The organism is Acidobacteriota bacterium (assembly GCA_034211275.1).
GTDB lineage: Bacteria > Acidobacteriota > Thermoanaerobaculia > Multivoradales > JAHZIX01 > JAGQSE01.
Window position 1 is genome coordinate 1 of the sequence record JAXHTF010000142.1, and the last position, 17706, is coordinate 17706.

The following is a 17706-nucleotide window of genomic DNA, read 5'->3' on the forward strand; positions in this document are numbered from 1 at the left end:
CTCAGCGCCGACATCGATCAGCCGATGGAAGCTGGGGGCGTAGGCTTGGATCAAGCCCGCGGGATGGGTATCGCCGCCTTCCGATAGCTCTCCAGGAGTCGCCGTGGAGGGCGTGGCAATGGCCGCCGGCGGGATGCTGCTGGTGCTCGCGGCTTCGATTACGAAGGAGCCGCGGCCGCGGATATCCGCCGACGAGGAGCCGACGCTGAGGAGAATCTCCCCCGGCTCCACGACCCACTGACCGTGATGGTAGATCGCGAATTGCTCCGGCCGCAGCTGGAAGCGCACCCGCTGGCTCTCTCCCGGCTCCAGGGCGAGGCGGTGAAACCCCCGCAACTCCTGCACCGGGCGGGCGACCCGGGCCACCGGATCCCGGGCGTAGAGCTGGACGACTTCCTCAGCATGGTGCTCGCCAGTCCCGTTGCCGGCGTGGGTGACGGTGACCGAAGCCGTCACCGTGCCGTCTTCCGCCACCTGCACCTCCAGCGGTGAGTAGACGAAGTCGGCGTAGCTCAGGCCGTGACCGAAGGGGAAGAGGGGGGTGATGGGCAGGTCCATGTAGCGGGCGGTGTCCCGCTCCGGATCCGGGTGCGCCGGGCGGCCGGTGTTGAGGTGGTTGTAGTAGAGGGGGACCTGGCCGGTGGTGCGGGGGAAGGAGGCCGGGAGCTTGCCCCCGGGGGCGGCCTTGCCGGTGAGCACGTCGGCGATGCCGTGGCCGCCCTCGACCCCCGGCAGCCAGGCTTCTACCAGGGTGCCGGCGTGCTCCGCCAGCCACGGCAGGGTCATGGGCCGGCCGTTGAGCAGCAGCACCACCACCGGCTTGCCGCTCTCCTGCGCCTGAGACAGCACCGCCCGGGCCAGCGGCAGCTGGGCGCCGGGGAGACCGAGGTCCGAGCGCGAGCGGGCCTCGCCGCTCCAATCGTAGTCCTCGCCCACCACCAGCACGGTCAAATCGCTGCCCTTCACCCGCTCCACGGCGGCGGGAATTCCGTCGGTGTCGCCTCTGCGGGAGTCGGCGCCGGGTACGAAGTGAATCGTTTTACCTGGCAGCGCTGCTCGGAGGCCGGCGACCAACGTAACCACATCCTCCGCCCGTCCCTGGGCGCGCCAAGAGCCGAGGGCGGAGAGCCCGTCGTCCGCCAGAGCACCCACCACCGCCAGGCTCTCGAGGTCCGGGTCCAGGGGCAGGAGGCCGTCGTCGTTCTTCAGCAGGACCACCGATTTCCGCGCCGCTTCCCGGGCCAAGGCGCGATGCTCGGGGCTGAGGATCACGGTGGCTTCCCGCGCCGGGTCGTGGTAGCGGTAGGGATCGTCGAAGAGCCCCAGGCGCTGCTTCATCCGCAGCACCCGCAGCACCGCCTGGTCGAGGAGGGGCTCGAGCTCCGGCCGGGCCCGCACCGCGGCGGCCAGCTGCTGGGAGAAGGCCAGGCTCGACATGTCCATGTCGACGCCGGCGGCGAGGGCCAGGGCGGCGGCGTCCCGGCGAGTGCCGGCGACGCCGTGGTCGATCAGCTCGGCGACGGCGTTCCAATCGCTGAGCACCACGCCGTCGTAGCCCCAGCCATCCCGCAGCAGATCCCGCAACAGCTCACCGTTGGCGGTGGTGGGGACGCCGCCGACGTCGTTGAAAGCGGTCATGAAGGAGGCGGCACCCACTTGTTGGGCGGCGAAGAAGGGGGGCAGGAAGATCTCTTCCAGGGTCCGTTGGGAGAGGTCGGCGGAGTTGTAGTCTCGGCCGCCGATGGCCGCGCCGTAGGCGCCGAAATGCTTGGCGGTGGCGGCGAGGGTGTCGGCGGCGGCGAGGTCCTCGCCCTGGAAGCCCTGCACCTGGGCGGCGGCCATGCGGGCGCCGAGGTAGGGATCCTCCCCGGCGCCTTCGACGATGCGTCCCCAGCGGGCGTCCCGGGCGATGTCCACCATGGGAGCGAAGGTCCAATGCAGCCCCGAGGCGGAGGCTTCCACCGCCGCTGCCCGGGCGGTGCGCCGGACCAGCTCCGGATCGAAGGTGCTGGCCATCGCCAGCGGCACCGGAAAGATGGTGCGGTAGCCGTGGACCACGTCCATGGCGAAGAGCAGGGGGATGCCCAGCCGCGACTCTTCCACCGCCACCCGCTGCAGCTCGCCGAGGACCTCGGCGCCGGCGACATGCAGGTAGGAGCCCACGGCGCCGCGGCGGATGCGATCGTGCTCGCCGGCGTCGATGCGGGAGTTGAGGTTCTTGCTCCGGCCGCCGGGGATCTGGTTGAGCTGGCCGATCTTCTCGTCGAGGGTCATGCTCCCGACTAGCGCTTCGAGGTCGAGCTCCTGAGCGGGCTCCGCGGTGGCTTCCTCAGCCAGGGCCGGTGCCGGGCTCGCCAGCAGGGCCAGAGCCCCCAGAAGGGCCAGAACCCCCAGCAGGGCCAGGGCGAGTCTCAGAGCGGGAGCTCCTGGGGCGATTGCAGCGTTCATGTCGATACCTCCTCCATCTGCGGTCGATCCGGTGCTCAGTCCAGAACGCCCACGCGGATGCGGCTGGGATGCTCGGCGGAGCGGTGGACGGTGTTGGTGACGGTGACGAAGTCGTCGGCGGTGGCCTTGAAGATATTGGGCACAAAGCTCTGAGGATTGCGATCGACGAAGGGGAACCAAGTGCTCTGGATCTGCACCATGATGCGGTGACCGCGGCGGAAGGTGTGGAGCACGTCGTGGAGGCGCAGGGGCACGCGGGTGACGACGCCGGGTTCGAAAGGCTCGGGGGTTTCGTAGCCGTTGCGGAAGCGGCCGCGGATGACCTCCCCCCGCACCAGGCGCTGGGTGCCTCGCAGATCCGGCTCGCCGTCGCCCCGGGGGCCCCGGCGGCCGTCGTCGGGGCGGAACTCGGCTTCGTCGGTGGGATAGACGTCGATGACCTTGACCACCCAATCCGAGGCGGTGCCGGTGGTGGAGACCCAGAGCTCCGCGTCCAGGGGGCCGGCGAGGGTCAGATCCTCCTCCAGAGGCTCGCTCTGGTAGACCAGCACATCCGGCCGCCAGGCGGCGAACCGCTGGTCCTCGACCATGTAATTGCGCGCCCAGCGGGTGGTGATCTCCATGGTGTAAGGCACCGGCTTGTCGGGATCGCTGATGTAGGAATCGGCAGCCTCGGTGCCGGTTTCCGTCGGCGGTTGGAAGGCCAGGTCGCCGTCGGCACGGAGGTAGAGATGCTGCTCGTCCACTCCCTTTGGAGGCCAGGCGTCAAAAGTCCGCCAGCGGTTGGCACCGGTCTCGAAGACCAGCGCCTCCGGCAGCGCCGGCGGTGAGGTGTCCTTCAAGTGGTGGAGGAAGAAGGGAAGCTCCGCGTTCTGGAGGTAGTACTTGGAGGTGGAAAACCCGAAGTCCGCCTCCCCCAGAGAGCTGCCGTCGGTGCGGTACCACCCACCGTGGGGCCACGGTCCCATGACCAGCATGTTGAAGGTGCCGGGGTTCTTCTCCTCCAGGCTGCGGTAGACGTTGAGGGGGCCGTAGAGATCCTCCGTGTCGTACCAGCCGCCCACCACCATCATCGCCGCCGTCACCTCGTTGAGGTGGGGCAGGAGATTGCGGCTCTGCCAGAAGTCGTCGTAGTTGGGATGCTCGACGATCTGATTCCAGAACTCGATTTCGCCCTTGAAGTGCTTCTCGTTGACGTTGCTCAGGGGCCCCAGGTCGAGGAAGAACTGGTAGCCGTCGGCGGTGCCGTGGTGGAAGCGGACTCCCGGCTGATCCGTGGGCTCCGGCCGTGGCTGGCCGAAGCGGGAGAAGAAGTTGAACGCCAGGGGCAGGATGAACGCCCCGTGGTGGTGCATGTCGTCCCAATACCAGTCGGCGATGGGGGCCTGGGGCGATACCGCTTTGAGCGCCGGATGGGAGTAGGCGGCGCCGGCGGCAGCGTAGAAGCCCGGGTAGGAGGTTCCCCACATCCCCACCTTGCCGTTGTGGCCCTCCACATTTTCCAGCAGCCACTGGATGGTGTCGTAGGTGTCGGTGCTCTCGTCGATGGCGCCGGGGGCCAAGGGCCGCGAGGCCATGGGACGCATGTTGACGAAGGTGCCCTCGGACATCCAGCGCCCCCGCACGTCCTGGTAGACGAAGATGAAGCCTTCTTCCTCGTACTCCCGAGCCGGCCCCAGCCGGTCCCGGTAGGCGTCAGCGCCGTAGGGGCCGACATCGTAGGGCGTGCGCAGCAGCAGGATGGGGTAGGTCTGGTCGGTGAGATCGTTGGGGCGATAGACGGCGGTGAAGAGGTGAGTGCCGTCGCGCATGGGGATGCGGTGCTCGCTCTTGGTGTAATGAGCGCGGATGTAGGCGCCCCGCTCCGGATCCGGCGGCTGGGCGTAGCTGGGGAGGGCTGGGGCCCAGCCCGCGAGGAGACCGAGAAGGAGACTGAGAATTAGCGCCGGACTCGGCTGGATGAGGGATTCTCGAAAGATGGATGAGGGCCGGCGTCGGCGGTCACGGGACGATTCGGGCATCGAATTTCCTCCGGGCAGGAGCCGGCGGGCCCGCTCATGGGAAGGCCGGCAGCTCTGCCAAGGTCAGTGCAGCGTACGAGCGCTGCCGTATGGTCGCAGAGTCCGGAGGCAGCGGGCAAGGGGCAGCATCCGGCGGAACCGCCGGTCGGGGAGAGACGCTGCTGGGGGATCCGCTCGCTAGGAGCTTCGCTTGCTCAGACGGAGCAGTCGGAGCAATGACCGTAGAGAATGATCTTGTGGTCATCGAGGGCAAAGCCCTGCGGACAGATGCTCTGCAGATCGCCGGGGCAGTCTGCGACCTCGAACAGGCGGTCGCAGCCGCGGCAATGGAAGTGGTGGTGATGTTCCTTGCCGGCGATCTCGTAGCGGTCCGGGTTGCCCGGCAGTCCCACCGACTGCAGCCAACCGTCTTCCATCAAAGTGCGCAGATTGCGGTAGACGGTGGCGATGCCCAGGGTCGGCGCTTCCGTTTGGGCTGCTTCGAGCACCTCGGTAGGGCTCAAGGGCCGGTCGGCCTCCTGGAGGGCGGAGCGGATGGCTTGGCGCTGCTGTGTGTTTTTTCGTGTCGTAGGCATTATAAAAAGATAATCTAAGGGAGAATTTTCTCTTCGAGAGAAAGCGACCGTTGAATCGAACACGGATAATAACAATTGCAGCGGAGAAGTCCAGGAGTCGTACAACCTCCTCGGCGACGGAGGACCCGCCGCCGAGGAAGAAGCACTTCGGGGGATCAGAACCAGAACCGAAGGGCGAGGCTGAAGTCCCGGCCCGGCAGCGGCACCGTGTCCTTGAGGACCGAGACGTGGTTGCGGGCGTCCTCGTCGGTGAGATTGTGACCCCGCAGCAGCACGTCCACCACCTGGTTTCCAAACAGGAAGCGATGTCCGAAGCTGGCGTTGAGCAGGGTGTAGCCGTCGGTGGGAGTCTCGTTCTCCGACACTCGGTCCTGCTCCTCGTGACGCCGGACCTCGACGCTGGCGGTGAGGGGGCCGCTGTGGTAGTGCAGGCCGGTACCGAAGCTCAGCGGCGGGATACTCGGCAGAGGCCGATTCTCGTCTCGGCGCTCGGCGCGTACGTAGTCACCGAAGAGCTCCAGGTCGAGATGATGGGTGCCGCTTTCCCAGAGCCCATAGCGAAGGTCCAGCTCGGCACCGCGGAACTCGGCGTCCGCCTGGCTGTACTGCACCACCGGAAAGCCTTCCTCTTCCTCGCCGGTGAAGCGCCGGAAAATGAAGTCGTCAAAGCGGTTGACGAATACGCTGAGCTCGCCGGTGAGGCGGCCGCTCTGCTTGCGCAGACCCACTTCCAGGCCCAGGCTGACTTCCTCCTCCAAGTTCGCGTCGCCGAGCTCGAAGCTCTGGGTGGCGACGTGGAGACCGTCGGAGTAGAGCTCTTCGGAATTGGGGAGTTTCACCGAGCGTCCCAGCGAAGCGGCCAGGGCCCAGCCCTCGTTGTTCTCCTGCCCGGAGGGCTGCCAGACGAGCCCCAACGAGCTGCTCAGGCCGTCGAAGGAACGGTCCGGTAGACCGGGAACGTCGACTCCCACGTCCTGGTTTTCGTAGCGCAGGCCGAATTGGTAGCGCATCTCGCCGCGGGTGAGCTCCTGAAAGGTGAAGATCGCCTGGCTCTCGGTGTCGGAGGGCGGCAGGAAGGCTTCCTCGCCGATGGCTTCCAGGTCTCGAGCTTTGAGCTGGACGCCGAGGGATCCCTTGAGGTTACCCCGCTCCTTCTGGACCAGCTCCACCCGCGCTTCCCACGAATCGTTGGTGAACAAGGTGCCGATCTCGTCCCCTTCCAGCTCGACGTGCTCGTAATCCGTGACCCCGGCGCGGGCCTTGAGGCCGCTGAAAGGACCCATGGGACGGGTGATCTGGGCATGGAAGTCGGCTCGCCGGCTCTTGAGATCCAACCGCACCGGTCCTTCTTCCTCTTCTTCGCCGTGATCGTCGTCCCCGTGATCGTCGTCCCCGTGATCGTCGTCCCCGTGGTCGTCGTCGCCGTGGTCGTCTTCTTCGCCGTGACCGTGACCTCCGGGCAGGCCGTACTCGTTGTCCAGGCCGGAGACCGAGAAACCGATGACGGCGGTGTCGCCGAAGAAATGGGAGAAACCGACGCTACCGGAGGTGGAGGTCAGATCGCTGTTGGGGACGAAGCCGAAAGCCTCCTCTTCTTCGCCGTGCTCATCCTCTTCGTGGTCGTCGTCCCCGTGCTCTTCTTCTGCACGGAGCGCTGCCGACTCGGCGAAGCCGGGAATCTCGTAGTCCTCGGTGTCCCGGCGCTGGAAGTCCACATGCCAGGCCCAGTCGTCGCTGCCACCGTCCAGGCTGACGCTGCCGGTGCGCTCATCCGCCGCGGAAGCGCCGCGCATCTCCACGAAGCCGCCAATGGCCTGATCGTTGCGGTAGAGGGGAATCCGCCCGGAGATGACGTTGACCGCGCCGCCGATGGCGTTGGAGCCGTAGAGCAGGGTCGCCGGGCCGCGCAGGACTTCGATGCGTTCCGCCGACAGTGGCTCGATGCTCACCGCGTGGTCCGGGCTGGTGCTGGAGACGTCGCCGGTGCCCAGGCCGTTCTCGAGCATGCTCACCCGGTCTCCTCCCAAGCCGCGGATCACCGGCCGGCTGGCGGCGATGCCGAAGGAGGTGGAGCTGATTCCCGGCTCCTTGGCCAGGGTCTCCCCCAGGGACGGCTCCAGCCGCTGGCCGAGCTCGTCCCCGCTGAGGATGGTGGTGGCCTGGGCGAGCTCCAGGCGGCTGCGGGCGTCGCCGCTGGCGCTCACCACCACCGTGTCGCGGAAGTGGGAGATCTCCAGCCGCAGCTCGGCGCTGGCGGTTTCCCCCGGCGCCACCTCGATGCGCTGGACCCCGCTGCCGCTCTCGCGGCTGCTGGCTTCCAGGAGGTGATCGCCGGGGAGGACGTCGTCGAAGCGAAAGATGCCGTCGCTCCCGGTGAGGGTGGTGCGGCGCAGGTCCAGGAGCTGGACCTCGATGCCGGGAATGGGCTCGCCGTCTTCGTCCAGCACCCGGCCTTCGATGGCGCCGAGCTGCACCTCCGGCGGCGGCGGCGGGGCTGCCGCCAGCAGGCCTGGAAGGACGAGGAGAAGGGCCGCCAGAAGGGAAAAGATTCTGGCAGCGCCCATCTCGGCGACACCGAGGAGAACGGGGGTGGACGGGATGCCCTGGCGGAGCGACGAAGAACGATGAAAGGAACGGTGCATGAATTGCCTCCGAAAACTGAGTCGTGCGCTGATGAGTCGAGTCGGCGGGGCGAGGACCGAAGCTCGGCCATCGGCGCCCGCGGAGCCATCGAGGCTCGAGGACTTGGAGCTCCTCGGCCGGCGGCGCTGCCGCGGGCAAGAGGGCTCGCTAGGATTGGGCTCAGCGGAAAAGAGACTCAGGCGAGAGGCGGTCCGCGGGGGATGCGGAGATCGAGGCTGGTGGCGCGCTGGCCGCGGCGCACCTCGGCGACGGCATCGCCGCCGGCGGAGGGAGAGTAAAGCTCGGGGGCGGCGTTGAGCTCGCCGCCGGAGACCTGTAGCCGGAACAGGCAGGCGGCGCAATCCTGCCGGTGAGCCGGCCGCGCCGCCTCGACGTGCCGGCTTTGCTCACCGGCGTCGTGGCAGGTCTCCAGGTAGGTCTGGCCGGTCCCAGCGGCATGCTGAACACCATGCTGCAGACCCCAATGCTCAGGGTGCAGCTCGAAACCCGACCCCAGCAGCAGCAGCGCCGCGACGAGCAGCGTCAGCGGAGCCAGATGGGGAAGTTTATGGCGCAGGGTTCTCATAATGCTCAGCGCAGCGCTGGGGCCTCAGAGTCGAGGCCTTCTAATGAGTATACGACAGCTTTCGGTGGTTGCGGGACGGTGTTCGCATCTCCGAGGACGACTGGTCCAAGGACTGGTTCCGATACTCCAGCGCGGGAACCAACTCCCTCACATCTTGCTGTAGCTCGGCCCGCCGCCGCCCTCCGGCGGCACCCAGGTGATGATCTGGTAGGGATCCATGATGTCGCAGGTCTTGCAGTGCACGCAGTTGCTGGCGTTGATCTGCAGGCGCTTGCCGGAGGGGGTGTCGGCGTCCTCCACCATCTCGTACACCGCCGCCGGGCAGAACTGCTCGCAGGGGTTGCCGAATTCCCGGGCACAGCGGTCCTCGCAGATGCTGGTGTCGTGGACCAGCAGATGCACCGGCTGATCCTCCTCGTGGCCGGTGCCCGAGTTGTAGACGTCCGCCAGCTTGTCGAAGGTCAGCTCGCCGTCCGGAGACAGGCGGTGGCGCTGGTCCTCCCGCGGCGGGCCGCCGGGCTGGTCGAGGCGCTGCATGTGCTGGTGGCCGGCCTTGGCGTCCAGGCGGTTGAACAGGCCCCAGCCGCGCCCGCCGGTGATCATCCCCAGGCCCGCCTGCACCATGCCTCCCAGCAGCCCCTTCTCGAAGGCCTGGTGGAAGTTGCGGACCGGGTAGAGCTGATCCTTGATGGAGCTCGCCTCCACCTTCTGCGGGTACGTGGCGAGGTGCTGCTCCTCGACGCCGCCGGCCTTGAGGCCTTCGAAGATGCTCTCCGCCGCCAGCATGCCCGACTTCATGGCCAGATGGATGCCCTTCAGGCGCTGGCTGTCGAGGAAGCCGCCGGTGTCGCCGCAGAGCAAAAAACCGTTTCCCCAGAGTTTGGGCATGGACCACCAGCCGCCCTCCGGAATCGCCTTGGCGCCGTAGAACGCCATGGTGCCGCCGTCCAGCAGCTCGCGTACCGAAGGATGGGTCTTGAAACGCTGGAATTGCTCGTGAGGATCGAGCAGGGGGTCCTTGTAGTCCAGCCCCACCACCAGACCGACGATGACCTGGTTGCCTTCCATGCCGTAGATAAAACCGCCGCCAAAGGTGTCGAAGCCCAGGGGCCAGTTCATCGAGTGGATCACCATCCCCGGCGCCACCCGGCCCTCCGGTACGTCCCAAACTTCCTTGATGCCCAGGGCGTAGAGTTGCGGATTCTTGCCCTCGCTGAGGCCCAGCTTCTGGTCCAGCTGCTTGGCCAGGGTGCCTCGCGGCCCTTCTCCCAACACCACCACCTGAGAGTGCACGTCCACCCCGGGCTCGTAGTTGGCCTTGGGCTTGCCGTCCTTGTCGACGCCGCGGTCGCCGGTGCGGACGCCGATGACCCGGCCGTCCTCCAGCAACGCTTCGGTGGCGGGGAACTCGCAGAAAATATCCACCCCCGCGTCCTCCAGCTTGCCCTCCATCCATTTGAGGAGCTTGCCCAGGGAGCCGACGTATTTGCCCTTATTCTTCAGCTGCGGCGGGATGGGCATGGAGAGTGCCTTCTTCTCGGTCATCCACCACAGCTTCTCGTCCTCCACCGGCGCTTCGAAGGGCGCGTCCTGCCAATCCTCCGGGAACAGCTCCTGGAAGGCCTTGGGATCCACCACCGCGCCGGAAAGGGCGTGGGCGCCGATCTCCTGACCCTTTTCCAGGATCGCGATCTCTACTTCGATGGGTTCGGCGCCGGTGTCACCGGCGGTGGCGTTATGGCCTTCGATGAGCTTGGCCAGGTGGTATGCGCCGGCCATGCTCGCCGGCCCCGCGCCGACGAACAGCACGTCGATATCCAGGACTTCGCGCTCTACGTCACTCATACAAACGAACCTCTCGTGGTGGCCTTGCGTGGCGGCCTCTGATGGCAAATGGGCGGATGATGAATCTGTCCACGGCGGACCGTCTCGGCCGGTGGGAGATCCCAAAGATGCTAACACGATGGAGCTCCGGGACCGGAGGCCGTGCAGCCTGCGTGAGATCTCTTCCCGGACCGCCCGCGGGCCCACGGGAACCCCTTGCAGAGGCTGCCATGGGGTGGTTGACAGCGCCTCCTGCCGCAAGCTCTAATGCCCCCACGATTCCTCGGTCCGATGCCTCGGCCCGATTCCTCGGCCTGGGACATTCAGCGGCCGAGCCGCCGAGCAGCGGGCCGGCAGCAGTCTGATGCTCACCGTAAGTTCGGTGCCGGCCATGGACCCATGACGAAAGATCTCTTGCAACCTCCCACCGAATCCTCATCGTGACCGCGCGCCAGGCCCAGCTCGTCGCTACCCTCACCACCCGTCCTTCCGCCGACGGCGAGGAGATCCGTGCCCTTTCCGGTACCGCCGCCTGGCTGGAGGTGCGGGGAGATTTGGTGGGGGATCTGGAGGCTTCCTGGCTGCGGGACCGCTTCGACGGCCGCCTGCTCTACACGCTGCGCAGCAACGAAGAGGGAGGGGTCTTCCGCGGATCGCCGGAGCAGCGCCGGGAGCGCCTGCGGGCCGCCGCAGAGACCTACGATTACGTCGATCTGGAGGTGGAGAGGGATCTGGAGGCGCCGGTGCTGGAAGCCATTCCGGCTCCTCAGCGGGTGCTTTCCTGGCACGGCCCGCCGACCCTCGAACCGGCGCTACGGCGGCGGTTTCAGGCCATGTCCGAGACGCCGGCGGCGCTCTACAAGATGATTCCCGAGGCCCGCCAGCCGGGCCAGGCCCTGGAGCCCATCCTGCTCCTCCATCACCTCCAGCGGGACGACCTGGTGGCCTTCGCCACCGGTGCCGAGGGTTCCTGGACTCGCCTGGTGGCTCCGCGCCTCGGCGCACCGGTGGTCTACGGTGCCGCCGGCGAGGTCCCCGGCGCCCCCGGCCAATGGTCCATCCGGCGCCTGGTGCAGGATTTTGGTCTGCCCCACCTGCCGCCGGTGGAGCGCCTCTACGGCATTGTCGGCAATCCGGTGGGGCATTCCCTCTCGCCGCGGCTGCACAACGACGCCTACCGCCGCCTCGGCCTGCCGGCGCTCTACCTATCCTTCGAGCCGGAGTCCTTCGGCGACTTCTGGATCGAGGTGATGGAGAGCGAGATCCTGCCGGCGGTGGGGCTGCCGGTGCGCGGATTGAGCGTCACCGCGCCGTTCAAGCGGGTGGCTCTGGCGGTGGCCGGCGCCTCCAGCCCGCTGGCGGAACGCATTGGCGCTGCCAACACCCTGGTGTGGAATGACGGCGTGTGGGAAGCGGAGATGACCGATCCCGATGGAGTTCTCGACCCTCTGGAGGCTCATTGCGAGAGCCTGGCAGGCCTGCCGGCGGCGGTCCTCGGCTGCGGCGGCGCCGGCCGGGCGGCGGCGGTGGCCCTGGTGCAGGCCGGAGCCCGGGTGACCCTGGTCAATCGCGGGGTCGAGCGTGGAGAAGAAACCGCCGAGGACCTCCAGCTGCCCTTCGTCCCTCTCGCCGACTGGGATCCCGCCGGCGCCCAGGTAGTGGTTCACGCGACCTCCTTGGGCCGCCGCGACGACGATCCCCTGCCCTTCGATCCGGAGCTCCTGAGTCCCGACGCGGTGGTGGTGGACCTGGTCTACCGCCCGACCCCGACGTCGCTGGTACAAGCTTGCCGCCAGCGAGGGCTCAAGGCGGTGGACGGCCGTGAAGTCTTGCTCTTCCAGGCGGTGGGACAGCTGCATCTGATGACCGGCCACGACCTGCCCTTGACTCCCGCTCGGCGAATCCTCGGATTGCAGGACACGGATGCTACCCTAGACCTCAAGTCGCGACGGCCCAAGCTCTGAGCCCCCGTCCGTCCGAGGACTGGGGCGACGACAACCGCATCGACTCTCAATCACAACCTGCTTTCGTCCCCGGGATCGCCCGGGTCTTCAGGAACTCGACTCCTCAGGACTTCGGAACCCGGCAATCCGGATCTCAGGAATCTTCGAGAAAGGCATGCCCCCTGTGACCTCTTCCGACGCCACCCCGTCGTCCGATGCCGCTGGCTTTCCCTCCGAGGGCACCGGCTCCAGCTATCGCAAGATCTCCTCGCGCTTCGACCTCCACCTGCTGGGGCACGACGGCGCCGAGGAGAGCTTGGGGGAAGAAGTGCGCCGCGGGCTCACCGAGGAGCCCAAGAATCTCTCGCCCAAATATCTCTACGACGCCCTCGGGTCGATCCTCTTCGACGCCATCTCCATGCTGCCGGAGTACTACCTCACCCGCACCGAGGCGGAGCTGCTACAACTCCATGGCGAGGCCATCGCCGAGCTCCTGCCGTCCCCCCTGCGGTTGGTCGAGCTGGGCAGCGGTACCTCCACCAAGACCAAGCGCATCCTCGACGTCCTGCTGCAGCGTCAGGGAGAGCTTCACTACCTGCCCATCGACGTCTCCGCGTCGATCATCGAGCGCTCCTCCCACGAGCTCCTCAATGCCTTCCCGGGCCTCTCCATCACCGCCTTCGCCGCCGACTACACTCGCGCCCTGCGCTTCCTCGCCGGGGAAGGGGAGCCCGCCCCCGAGGGCCAGCGCACCGCCGTCATCTTCCTCGGCTCGAGCATCGGCAACCTCACCGACGAGGCCGCCGTCGCCCTCCTGCACCGCATCCGCGCCATCCTCCACCCCGGCGACGCCTTCCTGCTGGGCGCCGACCTGAAAAAGGACCGCGCCATCCTCCAGGCCGCCTACGACGACGCCCTGGGCGTCACCGCCGCCTTCAACCGCAACCTCCTGGTGCGCATCAACCGCGAGTTGGGGGGTGAGTTCAACGTCCCCCGCTTTGCCCACCGCGCCATCTACAACGACCAGCGCAGCCGTATGGAGATGCATTTGGAGAGCCTCGAGGCTCAGCAGGTCCACATTCGCGACCTCGACCTCACCGTCTCCTTCGCCGCTGGCGAGACCATCCACACCGAGAGCTCGCACAAATACGACCGCGACCAACTCACCGCCCTGGCCACCGCCACCGGCTTCCGCTTGGCCCACAGCTGGCACGACCCCCAACACCGCTTCTCCGAGAACCTCCTCCTAGCCGTCTAACTCCTGCCCTGCCAACACTTACGGACCCTTTGACACACCCCCACAGAAACCAGTACCATTTCGCCTCTGTGCCGAGGTAGCTCAGCTGGCTAGAGCGCCTGACTGTGGATCAGGAGGTCGGCGGTTCAAGCCCGCCCCTCGGTACCAGCCTTAACCTCCTTTCTACAAAGAAGTTACGGGAATCGCCCGGAACGGCGCCGGAGCCCCAAAATCCCCAATGGGGTGCAAATGGGGTGCAACGCGACACTGCTTCGGGGTGTGGTGAGGCAAGCCCGAGCTTGCGACGCTACTTCAACGATAGCGCAGCTCGGGGCGACATCAAGCGAGCTTCAACGCAGCCACCCGCTGTTTCCCGCCCTTGCCATCCCGCACGTTGACGGCTCCGCTCTTTAGATCGAGATCCCGTGGCCGAAGCTCCAGCGCCTCGGCGATCCGCAGCCCTCACGTAGTAGAGCACCGCGATCAAGGCCCGCTGCCGCAACCCCGCCGCCCCCCGCCGGCTGGCGGCTCCGATGAGGCGCTCGACCTCGTCCGGGGTGAGGCGTTGAGAAGCCACATTTCCGGAACCTCGTCCGGCCTGCGGTCGTTACCTCATCTCAATCGTGCCCGGCCCCAGCGGCGGTGGCCAGTGTCGGAGGGCCAGTATGGGCGGACGGTGGACGGCTTGGATGCTGGCTCTTCGCTGTCAGCGAGGTGGCGTTCTTCGGGGCTCTGGTATTATCCAGAGAAGTCGAGCGGCTGCCCGGCGGCCTTTGCGTCGCTGCAGGTCCGCACCTGATCAAGTACCCGAAGAGTGATTCCATGAGCTCCATCACCGTGACTTTTCCCGAAACCGCAACGCTGCCGGCGGAGCTGCGCGACGATCCGGAGCGTGCGCGCTACTTGATCGTCGGAGGCCTCTACCAGCAGGGGCGGATCTCTCGCCGGGAGGCCGCGGCGCTAACCGGTGATGCAGAGACCGAGTTTGTCGCCAAGCTGGAGCGGTACGGTTTTCAAGCTTCGGGGAGGGCTGGTACCCAGGCAACCTCCTCCGGCAAGCCAAAGACTCGCTGGCAAGCCCTTGCCGAGCGCCTGGATCAGGAAGGCTTTCTCGATGGTCGCTCGGAGGAGGCGGAAGATCTCCTGGCAGAGTGCCGGTTGACCTTCTGACCTCTGCTCATGGCTCTCTACCTGCTCGACGGCAACATCCTGACAGCGCTGGAAGATCGCACCCGGCCGTATTTTCAGGTGGTGCGGCAACGGCTGACCGCCCTCGACGCAGCCGACCGGGTGGCGATTTCGGTGGTCTCGGCCTACGAGTACCAGCACGGAATTGCCAAAGCCCAAGGGGATCTGCAGGACGCCCTCCGTCGAACCTGGACGACCTTCCTCGAGGTGTTTGAGATTCTGCCCCTTTCCCTCAACGGGGCACAGCTCTACGGCGAGTTGCGTGCGCGGTATGAACGGGAAGTCGGTGCTAGCGCCAAGGCGGTGAGCCGCCACACCTCGGATTTCCTGCTCGCCGCCACAGCCCTCGAAACCGCCGCGATTCTTGTCAGCGGAGATCACCTCTTCACCACGCTTCGGAAGTTGGAGCCACAGCTGCAGGTGGAGAATTGGCGCAGCGCTGACGGCTAGCAGAGAGAAAATCAACGGCTGCATCGTCCGTCGCCGGAATCCACCTCGTCACCTCGGCACCTCGTTCCCACGGTCCACCGTGGGAACCACCCCGCTCCCGAGCACGTTGCCGCCCAGGCCCCGCTCCAGCGGGGCGCGCCAATCCTAAAGAGCAGACTCCGGAGGCCGGATTCATCCGGCGGCCCCTTCTCAGGCCTTCGTCATGCCCGCGGACACGGGCATCCACGCGGTGCCGGACTGTGAGAGTTGCAGCCTCGCCGAAGCTGCTTCCGGTGGGCTGGCGCCCGCTCAGCCCATCTTGGCCTCTCGCACTGAAAGATTCATCGCTTGCAACCTCGGCGAAGGAACTCCATACCTTGAGTCGCGATGCCCATCTTGGCCTTTCGCACTGCAAGCTTCGGTGGCCAACTCCGACGCACGACGTACTGGTCACAGAGTCGCGATGCCCATCTTGGCCTTTTGCTCTGCGAACTCGACGTGAAGAACATCACACTCTGCACGGGCTCTCGGTCGCAATGCCCAGATTGGCCTTTCGCACTGCAAGAGAGTGGAGCTACGACGAGAAGCGCGGGGGCTATGAGTCGCAATGCCCAGATTGGCCTTTCGCGCTGCAAGCTGTCACCACGGACACTCAGCCCTCGGAGATAGAAACCGTCAGTCGCAATACCCAGATTGGCCTTTCGCACTGCAAGTGAACGACGTCTATGGGCGCCTCACCGGTGACATCATCGTGTCGCCATGCCCAGATTGGCCTTTCGCACTGCAAGCGCAAGATATCTCTTGTGCTAGCACTCATCGCCATTTTGGTCGCAATGCCCAGATTGGCCTTTCGCACTGCAAGGCGGTTCAAAGTGACTGTTGAGCCTCTCGATGGACCTTCGTCGCGATGCCCATCTTGGCCTTTCGCACTCTAAGTCGGCCCCATACGGGATTTCCGAGAATTCAAGCAGAAGTCGCGATGCCCATCTTGGCCTTTCGCACTGCAAGCGACACGTGGCTGTGCAGTTACGGGGAGGCCCACAGAAGTCGCGATGCCCATCTTGGCCTTTCGCACTGCAGGTCTTCGCCTTCGGCATCTTTGGGATGTCAACCGTCTAGAAGTCGCAATGCCCATCTTGGCCTTTCGCACTGCAGGATTCGCCGCGTACCCGTGAGGATGTCTTCCTCCTGTGGTCGCGATGCCCATCTTGGCCTTTCGCACTGCAAGCATGTATCGACACCCGCGGCATCCACGCGACCCTGTGGTCGCCATGCTCAGGTTGGCCTTTCGCACTGCAAGCAGCAGGGATAATGCTCATCACGATAGCTCGAGAAAGGTCGCCATGCCCAGATTGGCCTTTCGCGCTGCAAGCCCTCGCCGCCGAAGCTAGCGTTTGTGGGCGCCAGAAGTCGCCATGCCCATCTTGGCCTTTCGCACTGCAAGATGGACGAAGTGGTCGCTTATCTTAAAGAGAGGCAGGAAGTCGCGATGCCCATTTTGGCCTTTCGCACTGCAAGCCGATACTAGGAACGGTCTCGAACTGACGCATCCCTCGTGGTCGCCATGCCCAGATTGGCCTTTCGCACTGCACGGCCATAGTAGTGATTGAAGACGGAGCGAAGTTCTTGAAGTCGCGATGTCCAGATTGGCCTTTCGCACTGCAAGTTCAGAATAATGTGGCTATCGACACCATTAGAGTAGAGAAAGGTCGCCATGCCCAGATTGGCCTTTCGCACTGCAAGGCAGTCTTAGGCGCAGTCTACCTGCTACAAAGTGAGAGAAAGTCGCCATGCCCAGATTGGCCTTTCGCACTGCAAGTAGAGCCTACTCTGCTCTACAACCGGCCAGGTTGGCTGAGTCGCCATGCCCAGATTGGCCTTTCGCACTGCAAGGCAATGGTTGCGTCTGATGGTTGGCACGGAATTCGTCTATGAGTCGCCATGCCTAGATTGGCCTTTCGCACTGCAAGTATCTAGAGACTCGGCCATCAATATGGCCAGAGAATGGATGGTCGCCATGCCCAGCTTGGCCTTTCGCACTGCAAGTAACGATGGGTTCGACCATAACCATCTACTTCCCGCCGAGAGTCGCCATGCCCAGCTTGGCCTTTCGCACTGCAAGAAGAGTCCTTGCTGACCGTCAGCACGTTCCCACTCAAGAAGTCGCCATGCCCAGCTTGGCCTTTCGCACTGCAAGACGCAGAGGCTGGTTCCTCCGGTGGCTTCGGCCGGTGGTAGGTCGCAATGCCTAGATTGGCCTTTCGCACTGCAAGATGTTCTCGCTGTTCGACACGTGTCGGTGGGGAGGAGTCGCCATGCCCAGATTGGCCTTTCGCACTGCAAGCTGACAACTTCGCCCTGTCGGACCCCCTTTCGGTCAGTCGCCATGCCCAGATTGGCCTTTCGCACTGCAAGGGCATACCCTGCAAATGCTTGATGCGACGGGGGTTACGGGGGCGTTTCCGGGGATGAGGTCGAAATCGCCTCTCCGCGCCCTCCGGGAGGCAAAAATCGCCTCCAGCGGCCCCTCGTAAGTACTTGATTCCATTGCCTTTGTCGTCCTTCCGGGGGTGAATTTCCGCGATTCTCGTCAAAAATCTCGGTAACCTGCTGATTCCATGCCACTTACGGACCAGTTGACGAAAAACGTCACCGTCTCCAAAATCATCCCCGGAAACCGCCTTCGGCGACCCAAGAAATCCCTCAACTGTCAAAGAACTGTCTTATCCTACCAAACAACTCCCGCAACCGCCGGCATTCCGACCCACCGAAACGCTACACCCCCTCCGCCCCTCGGCCCACCATCCCCCGCGCCAACCCCTCCAGGTCCCCC

At 65.6% G+C, this 17706-nt stretch carries 10 protein-coding genes and 1 tRNA gene; 5 read left to right on the forward strand and 6 right to left on the reverse strand.

Annotated features, from left to right (window positions below):
* The 6 genes from SX243_18515 to SX243_18540 form a co-directional block, all read right to left on the reverse strand.
* A partial coding sequence (locus SX243_18515) for a glycoside hydrolase family 3 N-terminal domain-containing protein (protein MDY7094972.1) occupies positions 1–2448 on the reverse strand: 2448 nt, incomplete at its 3' end.
* Positions 2449–2483: 35 nt separating this feature from the next.
* Positions 2484–4469 carry a CocE/NonD family hydrolase gene (locus tag SX243_18520; GenBank protein ID MDY7094973.1) on the reverse strand — a complete coding sequence of 662 codons (1986 nt, stop codon included), beginning with the start codon at positions 4467–4469 and terminating at the stop codon, positions 2484–2486.
* A 194-nt stretch (positions 4470–4663) separates the two neighbouring features.
* Complete coding sequence (locus tag SX243_18525) at positions 4664–5044, reverse strand: transcriptional repressor (GenBank protein ID MDY7094974.1); 381 nt, start codon at positions 5042–5044, stop codon at positions 4664–4666.
* Between the two features lie 155 nt (positions 5045–5199).
* Positions 5200–7686, reverse strand: a complete 2487-nt coding sequence (locus SX243_18530) for a TonB-dependent receptor (protein MDY7094975.1) — start codon at positions 7684–7686, stop codon at positions 5200–5202.
* Positions 7687–7862: 176 nt separating this feature from the next.
* On the reverse strand, positions 7863–8252 hold the full coding sequence (locus SX243_18535; GenBank protein ID MDY7094976.1) for a hypothetical protein: 390 nt from the start codon (positions 8250–8252) through the stop codon (positions 7863–7865).
* A gap of 147 nt (positions 8253–8399) precedes the next feature.
* A complete protein-coding gene (locus SX243_18540) occupies positions 8400–10097 on the reverse strand; it encodes an electron transfer flavoprotein-ubiquinone oxidoreductase (GenBank protein MDY7094977.1) in 1698 nt (565 codons plus the stop codon).
* Between the two features lie 419 nt (positions 10098–10516).
* On the opposite strand from SX243_18540, the gene SX243_18545 reads away from it, so the two are divergent.
* The 5 genes from SX243_18545 (at position 10517) to SX243_18565 (ending at position 14894) form a co-directional block, all read left to right on the forward strand.
* Complete coding sequence (locus SX243_18545; protein MDY7094978.1) at positions 10517–12040, forward strand: type I 3-dehydroquinate dehydratase; 1524 nt, start codon at positions 10517–10519, stop codon at positions 12038–12040.
* Between the two features lie 154 nt (positions 12041–12194).
* The gene (gene egtD, locus SX243_18550) at positions 12195–13277 is read left to right on the forward strand and encodes an L-histidine N(alpha)-methyltransferase (GenBank protein ID MDY7094979.1); all 1083 of its coding nucleotides are present in this window, start codon (positions 12195–12197) and stop codon (positions 13275–13277) included.
* A 70-nt stretch (positions 13278–13347) separates the two neighbouring features.
* Positions 13348–13424, forward strand: a tRNA-His gene (locus tag SX243_18555).
* A 654-nt stretch (positions 13425–14078) separates the two neighbouring features.
* Positions 14079–14426 (forward strand): hypothetical protein, encoded by a 348-nt coding sequence (locus SX243_18560; protein MDY7094980.1) that lies wholly within the window; start codon positions 14079–14081, stop codon positions 14424–14426.
* Positions 14427–14435: 9 nt separating this feature from the next.
* The gene (locus tag SX243_18565) at positions 14436–14894 is read left to right on the forward strand and encodes a type II toxin-antitoxin system VapC family toxin (GenBank protein ID MDY7094981.1); all 459 of its coding nucleotides are present in this window, start codon (positions 14436–14438) and stop codon (positions 14892–14894) included.
* The last annotated feature ends 2812 nt before the right edge of the window (positions 14895–17706 follow it).

What these genes read in the sequence shown, in the direction of transcription:
- SX243_18540 (MDY7094977.1), bottom strand. Translation starts at nt 10,097, where the DNA reads ATGAGTGACGTAGAGCGCGAAGTCCTGGATATCGACGTGCTGTTCGTC.
- SX243_18560 (MDY7094980.1), top strand. Translation starts at nt 14,079, where the DNA reads ATGAGCTCCATCACCGTGACTTTTCCCGAAACCGCAACGCTGCCGGCG.
- SX243_18520 (MDY7094973.1), bottom strand. Translation starts at nt 4,469, where the DNA reads ATGCCCGAATCGTCCCGTGACCGCCGACGCCGGCCCTCATCCATCTTT.
- SX243_18535 (MDY7094976.1), bottom strand. Translation starts at nt 8,252, where the DNA reads ATGAGAACCCTGCGCCATAAACTTCCCCATCTGGCTCCGCTGACGCTG.
- SX243_18525 (MDY7094974.1), bottom strand. Translation starts at nt 5,044, where the DNA reads ATGCCTACGACACGAAAAAACACACAGCAGCGCCAAGCCATCCGCTCC.
- SX243_18530 (MDY7094975.1), bottom strand. Translation starts at nt 7,686, where the DNA reads ATGCACCGTTCCTTTCATCGTTCTTCGTCGCTCCGCCAGGGCATCCCG.
- egtD (MDY7094979.1), top strand. Translation starts at nt 12,195, where the DNA reads ATGCCCCCTGTGACCTCTTCCGACGCCACCCCGTCGTCCGATGCCGCT.
- SX243_18565 (MDY7094981.1), top strand. Translation starts at nt 14,436, where the DNA reads ATGGCTCTCTACCTGCTCGACGGCAACATCCTGACAGCGCTGGAAGAT.